We start from the raw sequence: 17,038 nt of genomic DNA on the forward strand, positions 1-17,038 counted from the left end.
CCGGACTCGCCACATGAATCAAGGCTGCATGATGGAAGAGTTATTCCCCCATAATGCTTGAGTGATATGCTGCTCACTAACGCTTCGGGCATGCCCTGGGGGAGCCGCTTCAGCATGCCCATTTTTTACAGGCGGGGTCGTCGATGAGCGTGCGCAACCTGAACTTCCTGTTCCGCCCGAAATCGGTCGCCGTCATCGGGGCGACTGAACGGGAAAAGGCCGTTGGCACGATCGTCATGCGCAATCTGATGCAAGGCGGCTTTTCCGGCCCGATCATGCCGATCAATCCCAAACAGCAGGCGGTGGCGGGCGTCCTGGCCTATCCCGACGTCGACAGCCTGCCCGTGGTTCCCGATCTCGGCGTCATCTGCGGCCCGGCCGACGAAGTGCCGCAACAGATCGAAAGACTGGGCGCCCGCGGGACTCGCGCCGCCATTATCATGACCGGCGGGCTGTCCACCACGCCGGGGCTCAATGGACGATCCCTGCATGCCAATATGATGGACGCGGCCCGGCGTCACGGCATGCGGGTGCTGGGATCGGACAGTCTGGGCCTGATGGTCCCCGCCGTCGGACTGAATGCCAGCTATGCCCATCAAAGCGCCCTCCCCGGCCGGCTCGCCTTCGTTTCGCAATCGGGTGCGCTTTGCAATGCGGTGCTGGACTGGGCCCGGCCCAAGGGCATCGGCTTTTCCCATTTCATCTCGCTGGGCGAATCGGCCGATGTCGACTTCGGCGATCTTCTCGATTACCTGGGGTCCGATCCGTCGACCCGGGCGATCCTTCTGTACATCGAATCGATCCGCCAACGCCGGAACTTCATGTCCGCCGCCCGCGCCGCCGCCCGCAACAAGCCGGTCCTCGCCATCAAGGCCGGCCGCAGGGCGGAAGGCGCCAAGGCGGCGGCATCGCATACCGGAGCCCTCGCCGGTACCGATGCCGTCTATGACGCCGCCCTGCGCCGCGCCGGCATGCTCCGGGTCTATGATCTCGACGAGATGTTCACCGCCGTCGAAACCTTGTCCCGATCAAAGCCGACGCGGGCGACCAAGCTCGCGGTTCTGACCAATGGCGGCGGTATCGGCGTCATGGCGGTCGACGAACTGATCGAGATTGGCGGTGAGTTGGCCGAACTCAGCCCGGCCACTATCGAGAAATTGAATACCGCGCTGCCCTCCTGGTCGCGGTCAAATCCGGTGCAGATCGGCAATGCCGACGGCGACCGCTATATCAAGGCACTGGACGTTCTGCTCGAAGCCGAAGAGGTCGATTCCGTGCTCATCATGCACGCGCCGACCGCACTCACCTCGGCCAGCGAAATTGCCGAGCAAGTGATCAAATCGGTCAAGGCCCACCGCGCCAATGTGATGACCTGCTGGGTCGGGCAGGAACAGGTCGGCCCGGCCCGGCGCCTGCTGCGCGAGGCGGGCATTCCGACGTTTGAGACACCCGGCGCCGCTGTCCACGCCTTCATGCATCTGGTGAACTATCGCCGAAACCAGGACATGCTGATGGAGACGCCCGCCTCCGCCCTGGCCGATTTCACGCCGGAGACCGCCAACGCCCGCCTAGTGGTGGAAACGGCGCTGGCCACCGGCAACACCATCCTGAGCGAGCCCGAGGCGAAAGCCATCCTCACCGCCTACGGCATTCCGACGGTGGAAACCCACATCGCCCGCACCCCCGCCGAAGCCAGTCGGCTGGCCAGCGAAATCGGCGGTGCGGTGGCTTTGAAGATCCTCTCCGCCGATATTGCGCACAAATCCGACGTCGGCGGAGTCATGCTCAACCTGCCCGGCCCCTTCGAGGTGGAAAAGGCCGCCAACCTGATGTTGGAAAAGGTCGCGGGGAAGATGCCGGAAGCGCAGATCCAGGGCTTCACCGTCCAACGCATGGCCCGCCGTCCGGGAGCGCAGGAAATCATCATCGGCGTGACCACCGACCCGATCTTCGGACCGGTGATCATGTTCGGCCAGGGTGGGGTGGCCGTCGAGGTCATCAACGACTCCGCCATCGGACTTCCCCCGTTGAACATGACACTTGCCCGCGAACTGGTCTTCAGGACACGCGTCTCCAAGCTGCTGCTGGGATACCGGGATCGTCCCGCCGCCGATCTCGACGCCATCTGCCTGTCGTTGATGAAAATCTCGCAATTGATCATCGACATTCCCGAGATCGTCGAATTGGACATCAACCCCCTGTTCGCCGATGCCGAGGGGGTTCTGGCGCTCGATGCCCGCATCCGGATCACGGCCACCGCGTTCGGTCCCGACCGGATGGCGATCCGGCCCTACCCCAAGTCGCTTGAAGAAACGCTGCTGCTCACCGATGGCAGAGAAGTCCTCGTCAGGCCGATCCGGCCCGAGGACGAACCGTCGCACCATGTGTTCGTCTCGAAGCAGACGCCGGAAGACATCCGCTTCCGCTTTTTCGGACTGGTCGGCGAATTGCCGCATTCGGAAATGGCCCGACTGACCCAGATCGACTACGACCGCGAGATGGCGTTCATCGCCGTCCTGCATGATGACGGCGTCGAGGGAGAAACCCTGGGCGTGGTCAGGACCGTCAGTGACCCCGACAACGAACGCGCCGAATTCGCCGTCATGGTCAGATCCGATTTGAAGGGAAGCGGACTGGGCCGCAAGCTCATGATGAAAATGATCGATTACTGCCGCGCCCGGGGGACCGGACAGATCGTCGGCCAGATCCTTACGGACAACACGCGAATGTTGAAATTCGTCGAAAGCCTGGGCTTCAAGCGTCTGCGGTACGTCGAAGGCGACATCATCGAGGTCGCTCTCGACCTCAGGGCAACGATGGGTCCGCAGGCCGAAGCAACATGACGAGGCATTCCTTCGGAAAGAAACTTTCATTTTTACTTTAATTCAATCCAATGGAAGATAGACGCAGAGCCGCATTCATGGAAAATAATGATTGGCGGGCTTCTGGTCCTTCTTATTGCCGTAGCATCGATTCTGCCCCACAATAGCCGCCGTTTCGTGGGCCATAGGGCGATCAAGGCAAAAGGTTTATTAGGCAATGTCGTTTCCGACCCTCATTGGTTTTCTGTTGGGTATCGGGCTGTTCGTTTTTTCGATCCTGCTCAGCACCGACAATTATGTGATTTTCCTGCATCTCGCCGGTTTCATCATGGTGATTGGCGGGACCACTGCGGCAACTTTCGTCGCCTTCGAGCCTCGTTACGTTCTCCAGGCCATGCGCATCACCCTCTCGATCTTCTTTACGCACAAGATCGGCCGGTCGGTCCTCACCAACGAAGTGGGGCGAATGATCCGGTGGGGATATATGGTGCAGAAGAGCGGCCTTCCCGCCCTCGAATCGGACGCCAAGGTGCTCCGCAAACAAGATAATTTCCTGGCTTTCGGCATCGACTTGGTGATCTCCGGCTACACCGGCCAGGAAGTGCGGGAAATTCTCGCCAACACCATCGAGACGACCTTCCACCGCCATAGCGTCCCTGCCGACATCCTGCGCCAGATGGCCAACAACGCACCGGCCTTCGGCATGATCGCCACCCTGGTCGGCCTGGTCGTCATGCTCGACAAGATGGGATCCGACCCGTCGAAGGTGGGGCCCGGCATGGCCGTCGGCCTGATGGGTACGCTCTACGGCGTCACCTTCGCCCGCATCATCTTGATGCCGACCGCGAGCAAGGTTCAGCAGCGTGAGGAAATCGTCCGTTTCCGACAGTATTTGGTGGCCGAGGGATTGGCCTTGCTGGCCGAACGCCGCAGTCCGCGCTACATCCAGGACAAGATGAACAGTTTCCTCGATCCCGCACTACACTTCGACATCGACCGCATGCTGCGCGGCAAGAGCTGAAAATCATGGCCGACAACCGATTCAATCCGCACAAGCACGAGGAAAATGAAGACTGGCTCATGTCCTATGCGGACATGATTACGCTTCTCTTGTCCTTTTTCGTGCTGCTGCTTTCCATGTCGCACATCGATCCGGTGAAATTCGAGAAAGTCCAAGGCGGCATGGCGCGCGATATCGGCAAGCATCAGACCGCTCAACCGTTACAGGAGCTAAAGACCGAGGTTGGACAGGTGCTGCGCGGCCTCAAACTGGACGATGACAAGGTGAGCCTGGGCTCGGACCAGCGCGGCCTGGTGCTGGAATTCGACGCTGGGACATTCTTCGAGCCGGCTTCGGCCAAGCTGAAGGAGGAATTGGTTCCCGCCCTGTCCAAACTGTCCGAAACCCTCAACTCCCCCCGCTATTCGGCCTTCCAGATCGAAGTTCAGGGCCACACCGACGACACGCCGGTCAATACCCCGACCTACCCGTCCAACTGGGAATTATCCTCGGCCCGCGCCACCATCGTGGTCCGGACCTTCATTCAATATGGCATCGACCCGACCCGGCTGGCCGCGGAGGGATTTGCCGATACCCGCCCCAAAGTTTCCAATCACGATGTCACCGGCCGGCCGCTTCCGGTCAACCAGGCGATCAATCGCCGCGTTTCGGTGCACATATTCCCGCGCTGAACTGCCGCCCCCTTCAGACCCAAACGGACGACGGTATTTTTCCGCGTCTGTTAAAGACCGACCGTCATATCGTCGCGGCTGACGAAGGCGCCGCTCCACATTTCGGCTGCGATTTTTTCGATAGCAGCCATATCACTGTCCACATGATCCGGACTGTGGTGGAAAATCGCCAACCGCTTGGCCCCGGCCAGCCGGCAAAGCCGCACCCCCTCTTGCCAGGTCGAATGCCCCCAGCCGATCTTTTCGGGGAATTCGTCATCGGTATAAGTGCAGTCATAGACCACCAGATCGGCCCCCTCGATCAGCTTGAGCACGCTCTGATCGGGCGCTCCCACCACATGTTCGGTATCGGTGACATAGCAGACCACCTTGCCGCCGAGTTCCAGCCTGTAGCCGGTTGCGCCATTGGGATGACGCAACGGCGCCGTCCACACCACGAGCCCGGGCCCCAAATCGCCAAGGCGATCTCCGGCACGAAAATCCTCGTAGGACATCTGGGCTTTCAAGGCGGCCAGAGGTACGGGAAAAGTCGGATCGGTCATCTGGTTGGCCAAAACGGAATGAATGCCACCGGCGTCGATCAGATGCCCGGCCAAAACCCGGAAGCGCCAGCCGGGAACATAGACCGGCGCGAAGAATGGGAAGCCGTTGATGTGATCCCAGTGGGTATGAGTCAGCAGCAGAACGCCAGATCCGACGTGACGGCGGACGTAATCCTGCCCTAACGTCCGAATGCCCGTTCCCGCATCGAGGATAACATTGCAGGTTCCATCGGTGATCTCGACGCAACTCGTGTTGCCGCCATAAACGATATGGTTGGGCGACGGACAGGCTATGCTACCCCGCACTCCCCAGAATTTCACCTTGACGGCCATATCACACTCCCAAGGCGTGAAAGGGGTCCATTCCCAGCCCGCCCCCTCGTGATCACGGTCATCTTTTATGTATTCGATATAAACGAAATACCTATGATTTCGCAGATATAATTTGAACCTCGTCTCCCACGCCCCGTTCGAAAAGCCGGTCGGCACGACCGCGATTGACCGCCACCTCCGCCAATCCGTTGGCGTTTTCGTACCAGAAGGCCGCCCCCAAGGGCACGTCGGAAAAGGTTCGGGCGCGAACCAGACGTCGCCCGGCCACAACCAGAACGGCATCGTCCGGAATGATGCAGGCCCGCAGACCGGTCATTAAATTCCCATAGACATCAACATAAACAATGACGGGAAGATCGTCCGGCCAATCGAGGAACCGAGGTATCTTTCCTTCAACCAGACCACATTCTCCGACATCCCCCCCTTTTGCCAGATGGGCCGCGGCGGGAGCGAACAGATCCCGGCCATGAAAACTGGCCGAAACCGGCTCGGGGCCCGAGTGGATAAAAAACGTCCGGGCGGTGGAGGCGCGCCTTAGCAGCGGCTCGAACAGCCCATTTCCCGGGCCGACGAACCAACGGCCATCAATCCGGGCAGCCACAGCCGGCCGTTCACTGCCCACCGTCGGATCGACCACGCACAAAAACACGCTGCCGGCGGGCATGGCATCGACGTAGGCGGCCAACAGATAGGCTGCCTCGCGCGGACGTTGGGCCGGCGCGTCGGCGAAAAGATCGATGACCGGCACGATCGGGGCGATTCGCCATAACGCGGCCTTGACCTGCCCGGTGTAAGGCCCCTCAAGACCGAAATCGGTGAACAGCACGATCAGCGGCGCCTGTGGCGACAAATCCAAACCTTTCATTCTTATTTTCCGATTAGTGGGATAAAGACAAGAAATAAGACCATCAAAAGATGCTCATCATTTTATCTGAATCCAAACCAGAAGATCGTATCGAATATCAGAGACAGGAGAGCAACCACCACATTCGCTTCGTAAATATTAGATAAATCACAAACGCAGAATTTAACTCATATTATAAGAATGATTTTCATAATCATGTGTTATAATATTAAATTAATACGAACATACTACTTTTAGTAAAAAATAATTTTATGAAAAAACATACATTTATATGACTAAAAATACTTGCAGAATGCGCAACCGACAATTCAAGCGTGCGCAACCATGAACCGCATCGCGCCTACTAAATAAGGATATCTGTTTTTTTCCAGAAATCCACTTAACCTCACGAAAGCTTTGACAAATGTGGTGCCGAGTAGTTTACATCGAAAGTGATAAGCAAGGGATGGAGGCCCCGAGGTGAAGAGCGGAAATGGACAACGTAAACGCCTGCCGAGAGCCGAACGCGAACGCCTCATCATTGAAGAAGCCGTCCGCTTTTTCTCGGAAGTGGGTTTTGAAGGACAAACCCGGGCTTTGGCCGAGCGTCTTGGTGTCACCCAGCCCCTGCTCTATCGGTATTTCGCCGACAAGGAAGCCTTGATCGAACGGGTCTTCGACGAAGTGTTCCTGCGCCGCTGGCGCCCGGAATGGGAAGAACTGCTGCGCGACAGGAAACGTCCCCTGGACGAACGGCTGATCGATTTCTACCAAAATTACTGCAGCACGATCTTCAATGCGGAATGGATCCGCATCTTCATGTTCGCAGGATTGAAGGGGGAAGGCGTCAACCAGCGCTATTTCGATATTGTCTCCAACAATATTCTCAAACCTTTCTGCGCCGAATTGCGTCATGACCTGGGACTGCCGACGGCGGAAACCCGGCCCATCTGCGAAGAGGAAGTCAATCTCGCCTGGGCTCTCCACGGTTCGATCTCCTATATCGCGTTGCGCAAATGGATCTACAAACTGCCGGTGCCGGAAAACATCGACAATCTGATTGCCACCTCCGTCAGAGCTTATCTGCAGGGAAGCGGCAACGTCATGAAACAGATCCTGGCCTGAGTGGAAAATACGGCGTTCTTGCGAACGCCGTCATGGCGAGTGCTCCGATCAGACGCCGCTCGGGCTTGGCGCACCGAATCATTTCACTGAATCCGTGCACTGGCTTGACGCTAACCGTCGGGAAGGTTAGCAATGGTCATGATTCCATCGCACTCCCCCCCACAACGCGCGCGTCTTCTGCTTTTCTTCGTCGTCCCGCCATGTTTCGGGCTGGCAGCGCTATATCTCGGCATGGACGCCAACTGGGATTTGCGGAATTATCATTATTATAACGCCTGGGCTCTGCTGACCGATCGCTATGACCGCGACATCGCGACGGCCCAGATCCCCACCTTCTACAATCCGATCATCGACGTCCCCTATTTTCTTCTCGCCCAATGGCTGCCGGCGCGCCTTCTGGCTTTTCTGCTGGGCTGTCTGCACGGCATCAACTTCATTCTTCTCCATTGCCTGGCGGAACGCGTTCTGATCATCCGGGGGTCTTGGCGGCGCCTGTCGATCTGCGGCGCCGTCGCGCTGGCCGGAACCTGCGGTGCCGTGGCTCTTTCCGAAATCGGCACCGTTTTCTATGACAATCTGTTGAGCTTCGGTTTCTTCGGATCCCTGGCCCTGGCGCTTCGCCATTGGAAGCGGCTGGAGGGGGGAGACTGGAAACAAGCCTGCCTTTCGGCGGCTCTCGTCGGTCTTCCCGCCGGACTGGCTTTCGGGCTCAAGCAAACCTCGGTCATCTACACGTTCGGCGTTTGCGGAGGGCTTTTGTTTTGCCTTCCCGTTTCGCCATGGCGACGCCTGCTGGCCGCATTCTTCTGCGGTCTCGGCATCCTGGGCGGATTGGCGCTCGGTGGCGGATACTGGATGTGGCACCTGTGGCACCTCTACGGCAATCCGCTGTTCCCCATGTTCAATCAATTTTTCCGCTCACCCTGGGGATTGGTGGATTCCTATCGCGACGTCCAATATCTGCTGGGGTCCGCCTGGCGACGGGTCTACTTCCCGGTGCTGTTCAGCTTGGATAGCCGGCAGGCGGGAGAGATCCACTTCCGGGACTACCGCGTGCTGAGCGTCTTCCTGCTGATCCCATTGGCCGGCATTACGGCCTGGCGGGATGCGGCCCGGCGCAAAATGCCATCCCCTCCCGCTCCCTTCGAACGGCGACAGGCGGCCTATCTGCTGACCGCAACAGCCATATCCTATGTGGTCTGGGTACAGTTATTCGGCGTTTATCGCTACATCATCGCCATCGAAATGCTGGCGCCGCTCCTGGCCGTTCTCGCCGTGGGATATTTGACCCCTCTCGGCCGCTTTCGCCGTCCATTGACCATCGGACTGCTGGCGCTGCTGGTCGTCTCGACCAGGCCCGGCACATGGATCCGCGTTCCCTTCGAAGACCAGGCCGTCGCCGTGGAAGTCCCCGCCATTCCCGACCCGGCGAACACCATTGTCCTTTTGGCCGGACATGAGCCGCTTTCTTTCCTGCTCCCCGCATTTCCTCCGGAAATCCGCTTTCTCCGGATCGACAGCACCTTTACCAACCCCGATCAAACCACAGTCCGCTTCAATCAGGAAATGCACCGGATCGTCGAACATCATCGGGGGCGACTGTCCGCCCTTTTCATTCCCACCGAACGTCATGATGTGATCAATCGCCTGGGCGACTACGGTCTTTTCATCCCGGACGGCCTTTGCGCCACGGTCACCTCGCCGATCGGCGCGGCGCCCTACGATCTCTGCCCGGTGGAACGGAAATAAACTCCAGACGGAGCCGGCCCATGACATCCTTCGCTTCGACCCCTCACGGCAACCTGTCTCGCGGCATACTCTGGCTCCTCCTCGCGGTCACCCTGTTCGTCTGCATGGACAGTGTCGCCAAGTTCCTGACCACGCGGATTCCCGTCAGCCAGATCGTCTGGGCGCGCTACGTCTTCCACCTCACCGCCATGCTGCCGGTGATCCTGTGGCATGGTCCATTGCGCCTGGCCGTCACCTCGCGGCCCGGATTGCAGATCGCCCGTTCATTGATGCTTCTGGCCGTTACCTTGCTGTTCAACATGGGATTCCGGCATCTGCCGTTGGCGACCGTAACCGCCATCGGCTTCGCCACCCCCCTGGTGGTCACCGCCCTGGCGGTCCCGCTGCTGAAAGAGAAAGTCGGCCCGCGTCGTTGGGCGGCGGTGCTGGTGGGATTTGCCGGTGTGCTGGTGGTGGTCCGTCCCGGCAGCGGCAGCTTCGACCTGGCCGTGCTGTTTCCCCTGGCCGGCGCGGTGTGCAACGGCTGTTACCAGTTGGCGACCCGCGCGCTGAGTGGGCGCGATCGCGCCCTGACCACCATTTTCTGGACCGGATTGGGCGGCTGTGCCGCCATGACCCCCGTCATGCCTTGGGTCTGGCATTCGCCGGACGCCCTGGAATGGGGACTGCTGGTGCTTTACGGCTCCTTGGGGTTCGTCTCCCACTACATGCTCATCTTGGCCTTTCACCATGCCAGCGCCTCGGTCCTGGCGCCGTTTTCCTATACCCAGCTGGTCCTGGCCATTCTTTCGGGCGTCATCTTCTTCCATAACGTGCCGGATGTTTGGACGCTGGTCGGAACCACGCTGATCTGCTGTAGCGGTCTCTATGTCTGGTACCGGCAGAAACAGACGTCGGGCACCTGACACCAGCCCGTGACGGGCATTCTGGCTTATACCAAGTCTCGATGAGGATGCCTCATCGAGACTTGGCTGGGCCGTTGAGACCCCGCGCGAGCGTTCGCGCGTAAGCCTTAGCAGCCCGAAGGGCAAACGACGCCGCAGGCGGGCCGAAGGCCGAGCATGGCCAAGCAACGGATACGGATGTATCCCGCCCGGCGATTGAGGGCTCGGTGATCGGTTCCGATCACCGAGAGTTGATATTATCGATCAACCGGCGCTTCCGGCCCGGCGCCGCAGGACATTGACCAGATAGGGCAAGGCCAGCGACAGCAGCATGATCGCCCACAGGTTCATCTCGCGGTTCGAAATCATGGCGCGCAAAATTAACGGAACCTGTTCGCCGAACGTCGGGTGATCCTTGGTGAAGTCCTCGCCGAACATCACCGCCAGCCCCTCGCTGGCGATCGCCGCGACCGACGAAAGCAAAAGGCAGCCGGCCAGCCAGGCGGCCTGGCGGAACGATACCCCACCCGCGCGCCGGAAAAGACCATCGAAGGCCAGGGCCGGCAGCACCGGGGCCCCTTGCCGGCCGGCAAGCAGGGCGCGCAGCAGCAACAGGCAAAGCAGACCGACGGCGGGAACCGAGAAATCGATCACCGGAATATCGCGGTACCGCCCGTCGACGGCCAGCAATAGCGTCCAGACGACGGCATAAAGGCCAAACAGGCGCGACAGGCCGTCCCCCCGCCACCGGTCGGGCGGTTCGGATAAAGCGGGCCCTACGGCGCGGCGCGGTTCGGCAAGGAGTTCCCTGGCCCGGACGACCACGGCGACGGCCATGACCGCGGCGAGACCGCCGCGGAACACCGCCCAGATATCCTGCCACCACCGAAAACTGACGGCCTCGACATGGAAGACGGTGGTGACGGCAAGCCAGGACAGCAATTGCGCGAACAGCGCCAGCGTCAATTTGCCGGCAAACCCCGGAATGGACCGCCCAAACGCCAACGCCGTCAGAAAACCGATGCCGATGGCCCAGGCGGCCCGAAGCGGCCAGTCGGCCACCTCGACGACCGGCCCGCTCATCTCGAATTTCGCCTTGCGATCGATGTCGAACACCCCCCAGGAAGCGCCGACGGTGTTTTCCAGGGCCGCCTTCCAGGGTTGGTCGAAGGCCTCGACGACGTTGTAGTCGAAGTCGTGGCGCTTGGCGATGGCGGCCATCTGGCGAACGAAACGCGCCTCATTGACCGTACTGACCACCGCAGGCCCCCGATCGCGGCCCAGCGAAGGCCAGCCGGCCTCGCCGATCAGAATGGGTTTCCCGGGAAAAGCCTGTCTGATCCGATCGACGATCTTCACGAAATGCTCTTCGATATGATCGATGGCGACCGGCTCATCCTCCCAGAACGGCAGGATATGGATGGTGATGTAATCGACTTCACGACCGACTTCGGGATATTTCAAATAGAAAGCCCAGACATCGGCGTAGGAAACCGGCTGCTTCACCGCCGCCTTGACCCGGCGGATATAGGAGATCAACTGTTCCGACGTCAGATCGCGGCGCAACAGCACCTCATTGCCGACCAACACCCGCTCTATGGCGTCGGGATGGGCATTGGCCGCCGAGATCAGGGCATCGATCTCACGATCGTTAATATCCCGCTCGCTCCCCAGCCAAGCGCCGAAGATCACTTTCAGGCCATATTTCGCCGCCAGTTCGGGCACCACATCCATGCCCTCGCGGGCGGTATAGGTCCGAATCCCTCGCGCATGTCCGACCAATGCGCGCAAATCCTCCTCAATCTGGACGGGAGTCGGATAGGTTTTGGTCAGCGGGCTCTGTCCACGCCGGAAAGGCGCGAAGGAGACGCTGCGCAAAGGTTCGTTCCAGGAAGGCTCGACTGGCACGGGACGGTCGCAGATGAACCATAGGGCGGCGGCGGCGGCCGAAATGACCAGCGCGGCGACGAAGGAGGCAAGACGCATGGGAGGATGAGAACTCATGCTTATTTGTTACGATTCTTCAGATAGCGGCGATCCTTGACCACCGAAAGGGCGACGCCGAAGCGCTCGACCGAAATAATCTGGCGTCCCTCGAAATGGCGGTGGCAATTCGCCTGGGTGAAGGCCACGAGAAAATCCGCGTCATCGAGCTTCTTGGTGAATTCCATATATTCCGGGAAGAAGTAGGCCGCCGACAGGCGGTGCCCGCATACCGCGACCTTGTAAACCCGCGTGATCGGCTTGTCGCCGTTTTCCATGGCGATGTATTCCGCGAGATCCTTGGTCGCCTCGACCAGGGAGTTGCCCCAATAGTCGAGTTCGTAGGCGCCTTCGGCTCCCTTCACTCCGCCGGTAAGCATATTGTAATAGACGTATTCGTCGGGATGCAGCTGGGCCATCACCCAGGTCTGCGTCACCAGCACCCCGGTCAGGACCACGGCGAAAAACCGCCCCAACCGTTCGCTGGTCCGCGCCAGAAGATCCCAGACGCGATCGATCCCCATCGCCGAAAGCACCGCCAGGGGCGGCACGACGAAAAGGAAATGGCGAATGCCGTTATAGGCGGTCGGCTTGAAGAAAATGAAAAAGACGATCGGGAAAAAAGCGGCGATGGTCACCATCAGGATCTGCGCCCGCCGCATTTCGGCGACGCTGGTGTCGACGGGGAACCACCGGCCTTTGGGCAAGCGGCTGAACAACCAGGCGATGCCGGAGCCCCCCGCCGCCAAAAGACCGAACAGCACCACTTCCGGCAAATTGACCAGCAGGTAGTCGGGCAGATAATCCCGGGGCACCTGAGTCGCCTTGACCCAGATGCCGGCCACCAGGGTGTCGATGTTGATCGGCAGCTTGGAGAAATCGCGCAAGGCCTCGAAGGGATTGAAGGGGCTCATCACTCCCCACGGCCAGAACACCCCCATCAGAAGATAGGCGATGACCGCGGCGGGAAGCAGACGGCGGACCAACCACCACAGACTAATGCGGATGCGCGAAAAATCATGGGTTTCACGCCACAAGCCCAACAGATAGAGACCGGCCCCCACCGCCAGATACGGCCCCACCAGAACGGCGGCGACCCGGATGCTGAGCGCCACGCCCAACGCCACGCCCAGCTTCGCCACCAGGCGCAGCGGCGGCGAGGGAAAGGCGGACACCACCCGGCACAGATAGTAGAGCGTCCATACCATGGCGGCGGCGAAGGGTGCGTCCTTGGGATTGTTGAAGCTGTGGCCGTAATAGGCCGGAGTCAGCAACAGCAGCAGGAGAGCCAGGAACCCGACGCGCGGACCACCGAGATGCCGGCCCAACCGCCAGGCGCCGGCCATGCCGACGACGCCGACCAGCCCACCCAGCAGATGGCGGGTCTCGTATTCGCCCAGCGGCGAAAAAAGGTTGAGCACGGCGGCGATCAGATCGAAGAAGCCGCCATAGCGGAAAAGATCAAGATAATTGAAGGCCGAGCCGTCCTGAAAAAAGGACGTGTAGAACGCCAGAAGCTTCACGCCGTAGACGTTCTGAACCTCTTCGTCATTGGTGATCCCGTAGTCGCCATAAGTAAGGATGACGAGGATCGCCACCCCCAGCAAAACCAGGCGGGCCAGATCATGAAAGACGAGCCCCCACCGCCGGCCGGTGACACGGGCGACGGCCTCCTCCTGCGGTCTCGACGTCTCACTCATCGCCGTTCCGCTTCCCCAGTTCCGCCGGCCCTGGATGGGAAAGATAGGCCAACCTCTTGATCTCCTGGCGTCCGCGCGTCACGGTGTCGAGAATGACTCCGCTGACCAGACTGAGAAAGGCCAGAATCATGATCCCCGTCGACAGAAAGGCCGTCGGGAACCGGGGCACCAGTCCCGTCTGGATGTAGGTGATGACGATTGGAACCGCCAGCAGCAGGCTAAGGGCGGCCAGGAGCACCGAAGCCAGCGAGAAGAAAGCCAGGGGTCTCTCTTCCTTGAACAATCGGAAAATCATCCAAAGAATCCGCGCTCCATCGCGATAGGTCCTGAGCTTGCTGGACGAGCCTTTCGGCCGCGCTCCGTAGGGCGTTTCCATCTCGGCCACCGGCATGCGCAGGGACAATGCGTGCACGGCCAGTTCGGTCTCGGTCTCGAAACCCGCCGAAATAGCCGGGAAGGATTTTACGAAACGGCGGGAAAACACCCGATATCCCGACAGCATGTCCTGGAATCGGTCGCCGAAGATCGTTGAAACGGCACCGGTCAACAGGCGGTTACCCAGATGATGTCCTCGGCGGAACGCCTCGCTGGCGTCGGTCTTCAGGCGGCTGCCGACCACCATGTCGAGATTTTCGGCGATCAGTTTTTCGATCATCAGCGGCGCGCTCGGCGCGTGATAGGTCTCGTCGCCGTCCGTCATGACATAGATGTCGGCCTCGATGTCGGCGAACATGCGGCGCACGACATTGCCTTTGCCCTGCAGGGGTTCGGCCCGCACGACGGCGCCGGCGCTCCGCGCCTCCAGGGCGGTACGATCGGTCGAATTGTTGTCGTAGACATAAATCCCGGCCCCCGGCAACGCCGCCTGGAACTTCCGGACCACTGCGGCGATGGCTTTTTCTTCATTATAGCAAGGAATGAGAACGGCAATTTTCATAGCACACGCTATCTCCACCGATGCGACCCCATCGGACCAGGCGCGGAGGATGCCGACCGCGGCCGGTGGCGTCAATGCCTCTGCGCAACGAATGGGCAAACCGCGCTCTTACCAGACCTTGCAGCTGTCCTTGCGCACCATGGCATCGCCCGGCACGCATGAAAATGCCCGGGCGAACTCCGGCATGTTGGCCACCACGCCGTTAACGCGGTATTCGGCCAGCGAATGCGGGTCGACCTGCGCCTGCAGCCGCCGGGTTTCCGGTCGTTCCGAACCGCACCAGACACGCGCCATGCCGATGAAGAAGCGCTGTTCGGGAGTCCAGCCGTCGATCTTGCCGACCTTCTTGCCGGCCAGATATTTCTTCAAGGCCCAATAGGCGATACGCGCCCCGCCGTTATCGGCGGTGTTTTCCCCCAAGGTCAGTTTTCCGTTCAGCGTCACCGCGCCCTCGGCGACGAAGGTCCCGTATTCGTCGACCAGGCATTGGCTCTTGGCCCCGAACTTCCGGGCATCTTCCGTGGTCCACCAGTCGACCAGATTGCCCTTGCCATCATATTGCCGGCCCTGATCGTCGAAACCATGCGTCATCTCATGACCGATCACCATGCCGATCGCGCCAAAATTCAAGGCGTCGTCGGCATCCTTGTCGAAGAACGGATACTGCAAAATACCGGCCGGAAAATTGATGTCGTTGTTTTCTCCGGAATAATAGGCGTTCACCGTGGGTGGGGTCATATGCCACTCCCCGTGGTCAACCTCGGCACCGATCTTTTCCAGGTCGCGCGCCATTTCGAAAGCATTGGCCCGCCAGAAATTGCCGAGCGCGTCGTCACGGCTGACGGCCACACTGGAATAATCGCGCCACTTGTCGGGATAGCCGATCTTCGAAGCCATAAGGGCCAGCTTGGCTTGCGCCTTGGCCTTGGTCCCGGGTGTCATCCAGTCGGCCTCGGCGATCAGCCGGCCAAAGGAAACATGCACCGCGCTGACCAATTCCCTCATCCGGCTTTTCGCCGCCGGAGGATAATATCGGGCCACGAAAAGCCGCCCCAAATCCTCGCCCAGGGCATGGTCGGTCAATTGCACGCAGCGCTTCCAGCGAGGCTGCAACGCCGGCGTGCCGGCCAGGGTCCGCCCGTAGAAATCGAAATTCTCCTCGACGAACGCCTTTGGCAGCAGACGCACGGCCGAATGCAGCAGATGCCAGCGGAGATAACTTTTGACATCGTCCAGAGAGGCCGTGGCAATGATGCCGCCGATTTTGGACAAATAGGCCGACGACTGGTCATTGATCCGATCGAAAGCCGGAGCCCCCAGGTCTTTCGCATAAGCGGCCCAATCGAAGTCCGGAGCCTCGCTTTCAAACTGGGCGAAGGGCATCGGCTTGTTGACCTTGCGGGGATCCCGACGCGACACCCGGTCGAGGGATACCTCCGCCATGGCGGTCTCAAGATCCAGAACGGCCTTGGCCCGTCGACCGGCTTGCTCCGCCTCCTCGCCCGCCAGGGTGAACATCTTCGCGATGTGGGCCTGGTAGGCGTCGCGCTGCTGGACGGCCTTCGCGTCCTTGCGGAAATAGAAATCACGGTCGGGCAGGCCCAGGCCCCCCTGATCGGCGCCGGCGATCTGGCGCTCGGAATCCTCGGGATCGCGGGCGCTGCCGAAGGCGAAGAATCCGGAAATACCCCAGCGATGCAGCTTGGCCAGCAGGGGCGTCAGCTCCCGTTTGCCTGCCAGATCGTCGATTTCGGCCAGCAAGGACTTGAGCGGTTCGATACCCTTGGCTTCGATCCCATCCTCATCCATGCAGGCGCCATAGAAGTCCCCCGCCCTCCGGGCCTCCCGCGTCGCATCCGACCCGACATTTTCCAGAAGACCGCGCAATTTGGCCAGATTGGCCTCGCGCAACACATAGAACTGACCCCAGCGGGACTGATCGTCGGGAATCGGATTGGCGGCCTGCCAGTTCCGGCAGACATATTGGAAAAAATCCTGGCAGGGAGAAATGGCGGGATCGACCATTTCCTTCAGACTCATCGGCTTGGATATGGCGCCGGCATCGGCCCGGGCAGCCGGAACCGCCCCAAAAGACGCGCAAACCGCAAGCGCCAGCAGACCCCGCATTTTCATTCCGCCATCCTTATTATACCCGCCAACCCGACGCCGGCGGCGCCGCAGTATGGGAAACCTGGACCGACTTGCCAAGTCGGATCGAAGACGGCATCCGCGATGAATATCTATTTATCCACAGATGGCACAGATGAGCCCGGATAAAAAATAAGCCAAACCATCCGCATCATCTGCAAAAGACCATCCATTAAACTTGTCTTAATATTTACGAGTATTCAAAAGACGACCACAACTGGACAAATCCAGGTCGCGGCGCACCTCATTTTGGATGATACGCCCAAAAGACATTTCAGG

Annotated in this window: 12 protein-coding genes; 6 read left to right on the forward strand and 6 right to left on the reverse strand. The window is 60.1% G+C overall.

Features of this window, described 5'->3' with window-relative positions; translation table 11 throughout:
- The first annotated feature begins 143 nt into the window (after window positions 1-143).
- From CWS72_RS09565 to CWS72_RS09575, 3 genes are all read left to right on the forward strand, one after another.
- The gene (locus CWS72_RS09565) at window positions 144-2,843 is read left to right on the forward strand and encodes a bifunctional acetate--CoA ligase family protein/GNAT family N-acetyltransferase (protein ID WP_101250367.1); all 2,700 of its coding nucleotides are present in this window, start codon (window positions 144-146) and stop codon (window positions 2,841-2,843) included.
- 196 nt (window positions 2,844-3,039) lie between these two features.
- A complete protein-coding gene (locus CWS72_RS09570) occupies window positions 3,040-3,843 on the forward strand; it encodes a motility protein A (protein ID WP_101250368.1) in 804 nt (267 codons plus the stop codon).
- Window positions 3,844-3,848: 5 nt separating this feature from the next.
- Entirely contained in the window at window positions 3,849-4,514 is a 666-nt protein-coding gene (locus CWS72_RS09575; RefSeq protein WP_101250369.1) for an OmpA/MotB family protein, read from the forward strand.
- 50 nt (window positions 4,515-4,564) lie between these two features.
- Here CWS72_RS09575 and CWS72_RS09580 read toward each other — a convergent pair whose 3' ends face one another.
- The gene (locus CWS72_RS09580) at window positions 4,565-5,389 is read right to left on the reverse strand and encodes an MBL fold metallo-hydrolase (protein WP_101250370.1); all 825 of its coding nucleotides are present in this window, start codon (window positions 5,387-5,389) and stop codon (window positions 4,565-4,567) included.
- 91 nt (window positions 5,390-5,480) lie between these two features.
- On the reverse strand, window positions 5,481-6,254 hold the full coding sequence (locus CWS72_RS09585; RefSeq protein ID WP_338056171.1) for an SAM hydrolase/SAM-dependent halogenase family protein: 774 nt from the start codon (window positions 6,252-6,254) through the stop codon (window positions 5,481-5,483).
- Window positions 6,255-6,713: 459 nt separating this feature from the next.
- Here CWS72_RS09585 and CWS72_RS09590 point away from each other — a divergent pair, with 459 nt between their 5' ends.
- The 3 genes from CWS72_RS09590 (at window position 6,714) to CWS72_RS09600 (ending at window position 10,012) form a co-directional block, all read left to right on the forward strand.
- Window positions 6,714-7,358 (forward strand): TetR/AcrR family transcriptional regulator, encoded by a 645-nt coding sequence (locus CWS72_RS09590; protein WP_101250371.1) that lies wholly within the window; start codon window positions 6,714-6,716, stop codon window positions 7,356-7,358.
- 138 nt (window positions 7,359-7,496) lie between these two features.
- Window positions 7,497-9,107 carry a hypothetical protein gene (locus CWS72_RS09595; RefSeq protein ID WP_146002695.1) on the forward strand — a complete coding sequence of 537 codons (1,611 nt, stop codon included), beginning with the start codon at window positions 7,497-7,499 and terminating at the stop codon, window positions 9,105-9,107.
- 20 nt (window positions 9,108-9,127) lie between these two features.
- Entirely contained in the window at window positions 9,128-10,012 is an 885-nt protein-coding gene (locus CWS72_RS09600) for a DMT family transporter (protein ID WP_101250373.1), read from the forward strand.
- Window positions 10,013-10,255: 243 nt separating this feature from the next.
- Here the strand turns inward: CWS72_RS09600 and CWS72_RS09605 are convergent, their stop codons facing one another.
- The 4 genes from CWS72_RS09605 to CWS72_RS09620 all read right to left on the reverse strand — a co-directional run bounded on the left by CWS72_RS09605 (window position 10,256) and on the right by CWS72_RS09620 (window position 16,744).
- Window positions 10,256-11,995, reverse strand: a complete 1,740-nt coding sequence (locus tag CWS72_RS09605; RefSeq protein WP_241911656.1) for a glycoside hydrolase family 17 protein — start codon at window positions 11,993-11,995, stop codon at window positions 10,256-10,258.
- A gap of 2 nt (window positions 11,996-11,997) precedes the next feature.
- Window positions 11,998-13,674: a glycosyltransferase family 39 protein gene (locus tag CWS72_RS09610; RefSeq protein WP_101250375.1), complete on the reverse strand. Its 1,677-nt coding sequence runs from the start codon at window positions 13,672-13,674 to the stop codon at window positions 11,998-12,000.
- A complete protein-coding gene (locus CWS72_RS09615; protein ID WP_101250376.1) occupies window positions 13,667-14,611 on the reverse strand; it encodes a glycosyltransferase family 2 protein in 945 nt (314 codons plus the stop codon). Before CWS72_RS09615 ends, CWS72_RS09610 begins: the two co-directional genes overlap by 8 nt.
- 108 nt (window positions 14,612-14,719) lie before the next feature.
- Entirely contained in the window at window positions 14,720-16,744 is a 2,025-nt protein-coding gene (locus tag CWS72_RS09620; RefSeq protein WP_241911657.1) for a M13 family metallopeptidase, read from the reverse strand.
- Window positions 16,745-17,038: the final 294 nt, after the last annotated feature.

Source organism: Telmatospirillum siberiense (genome assembly GCF_002845745.1).
GTDB classification, from domain to species: domain Bacteria; phylum Pseudomonadota; class Alphaproteobacteria; order Rhodospirillales; family Magnetospirillaceae; genus Telmatospirillum; species Telmatospirillum siberiense.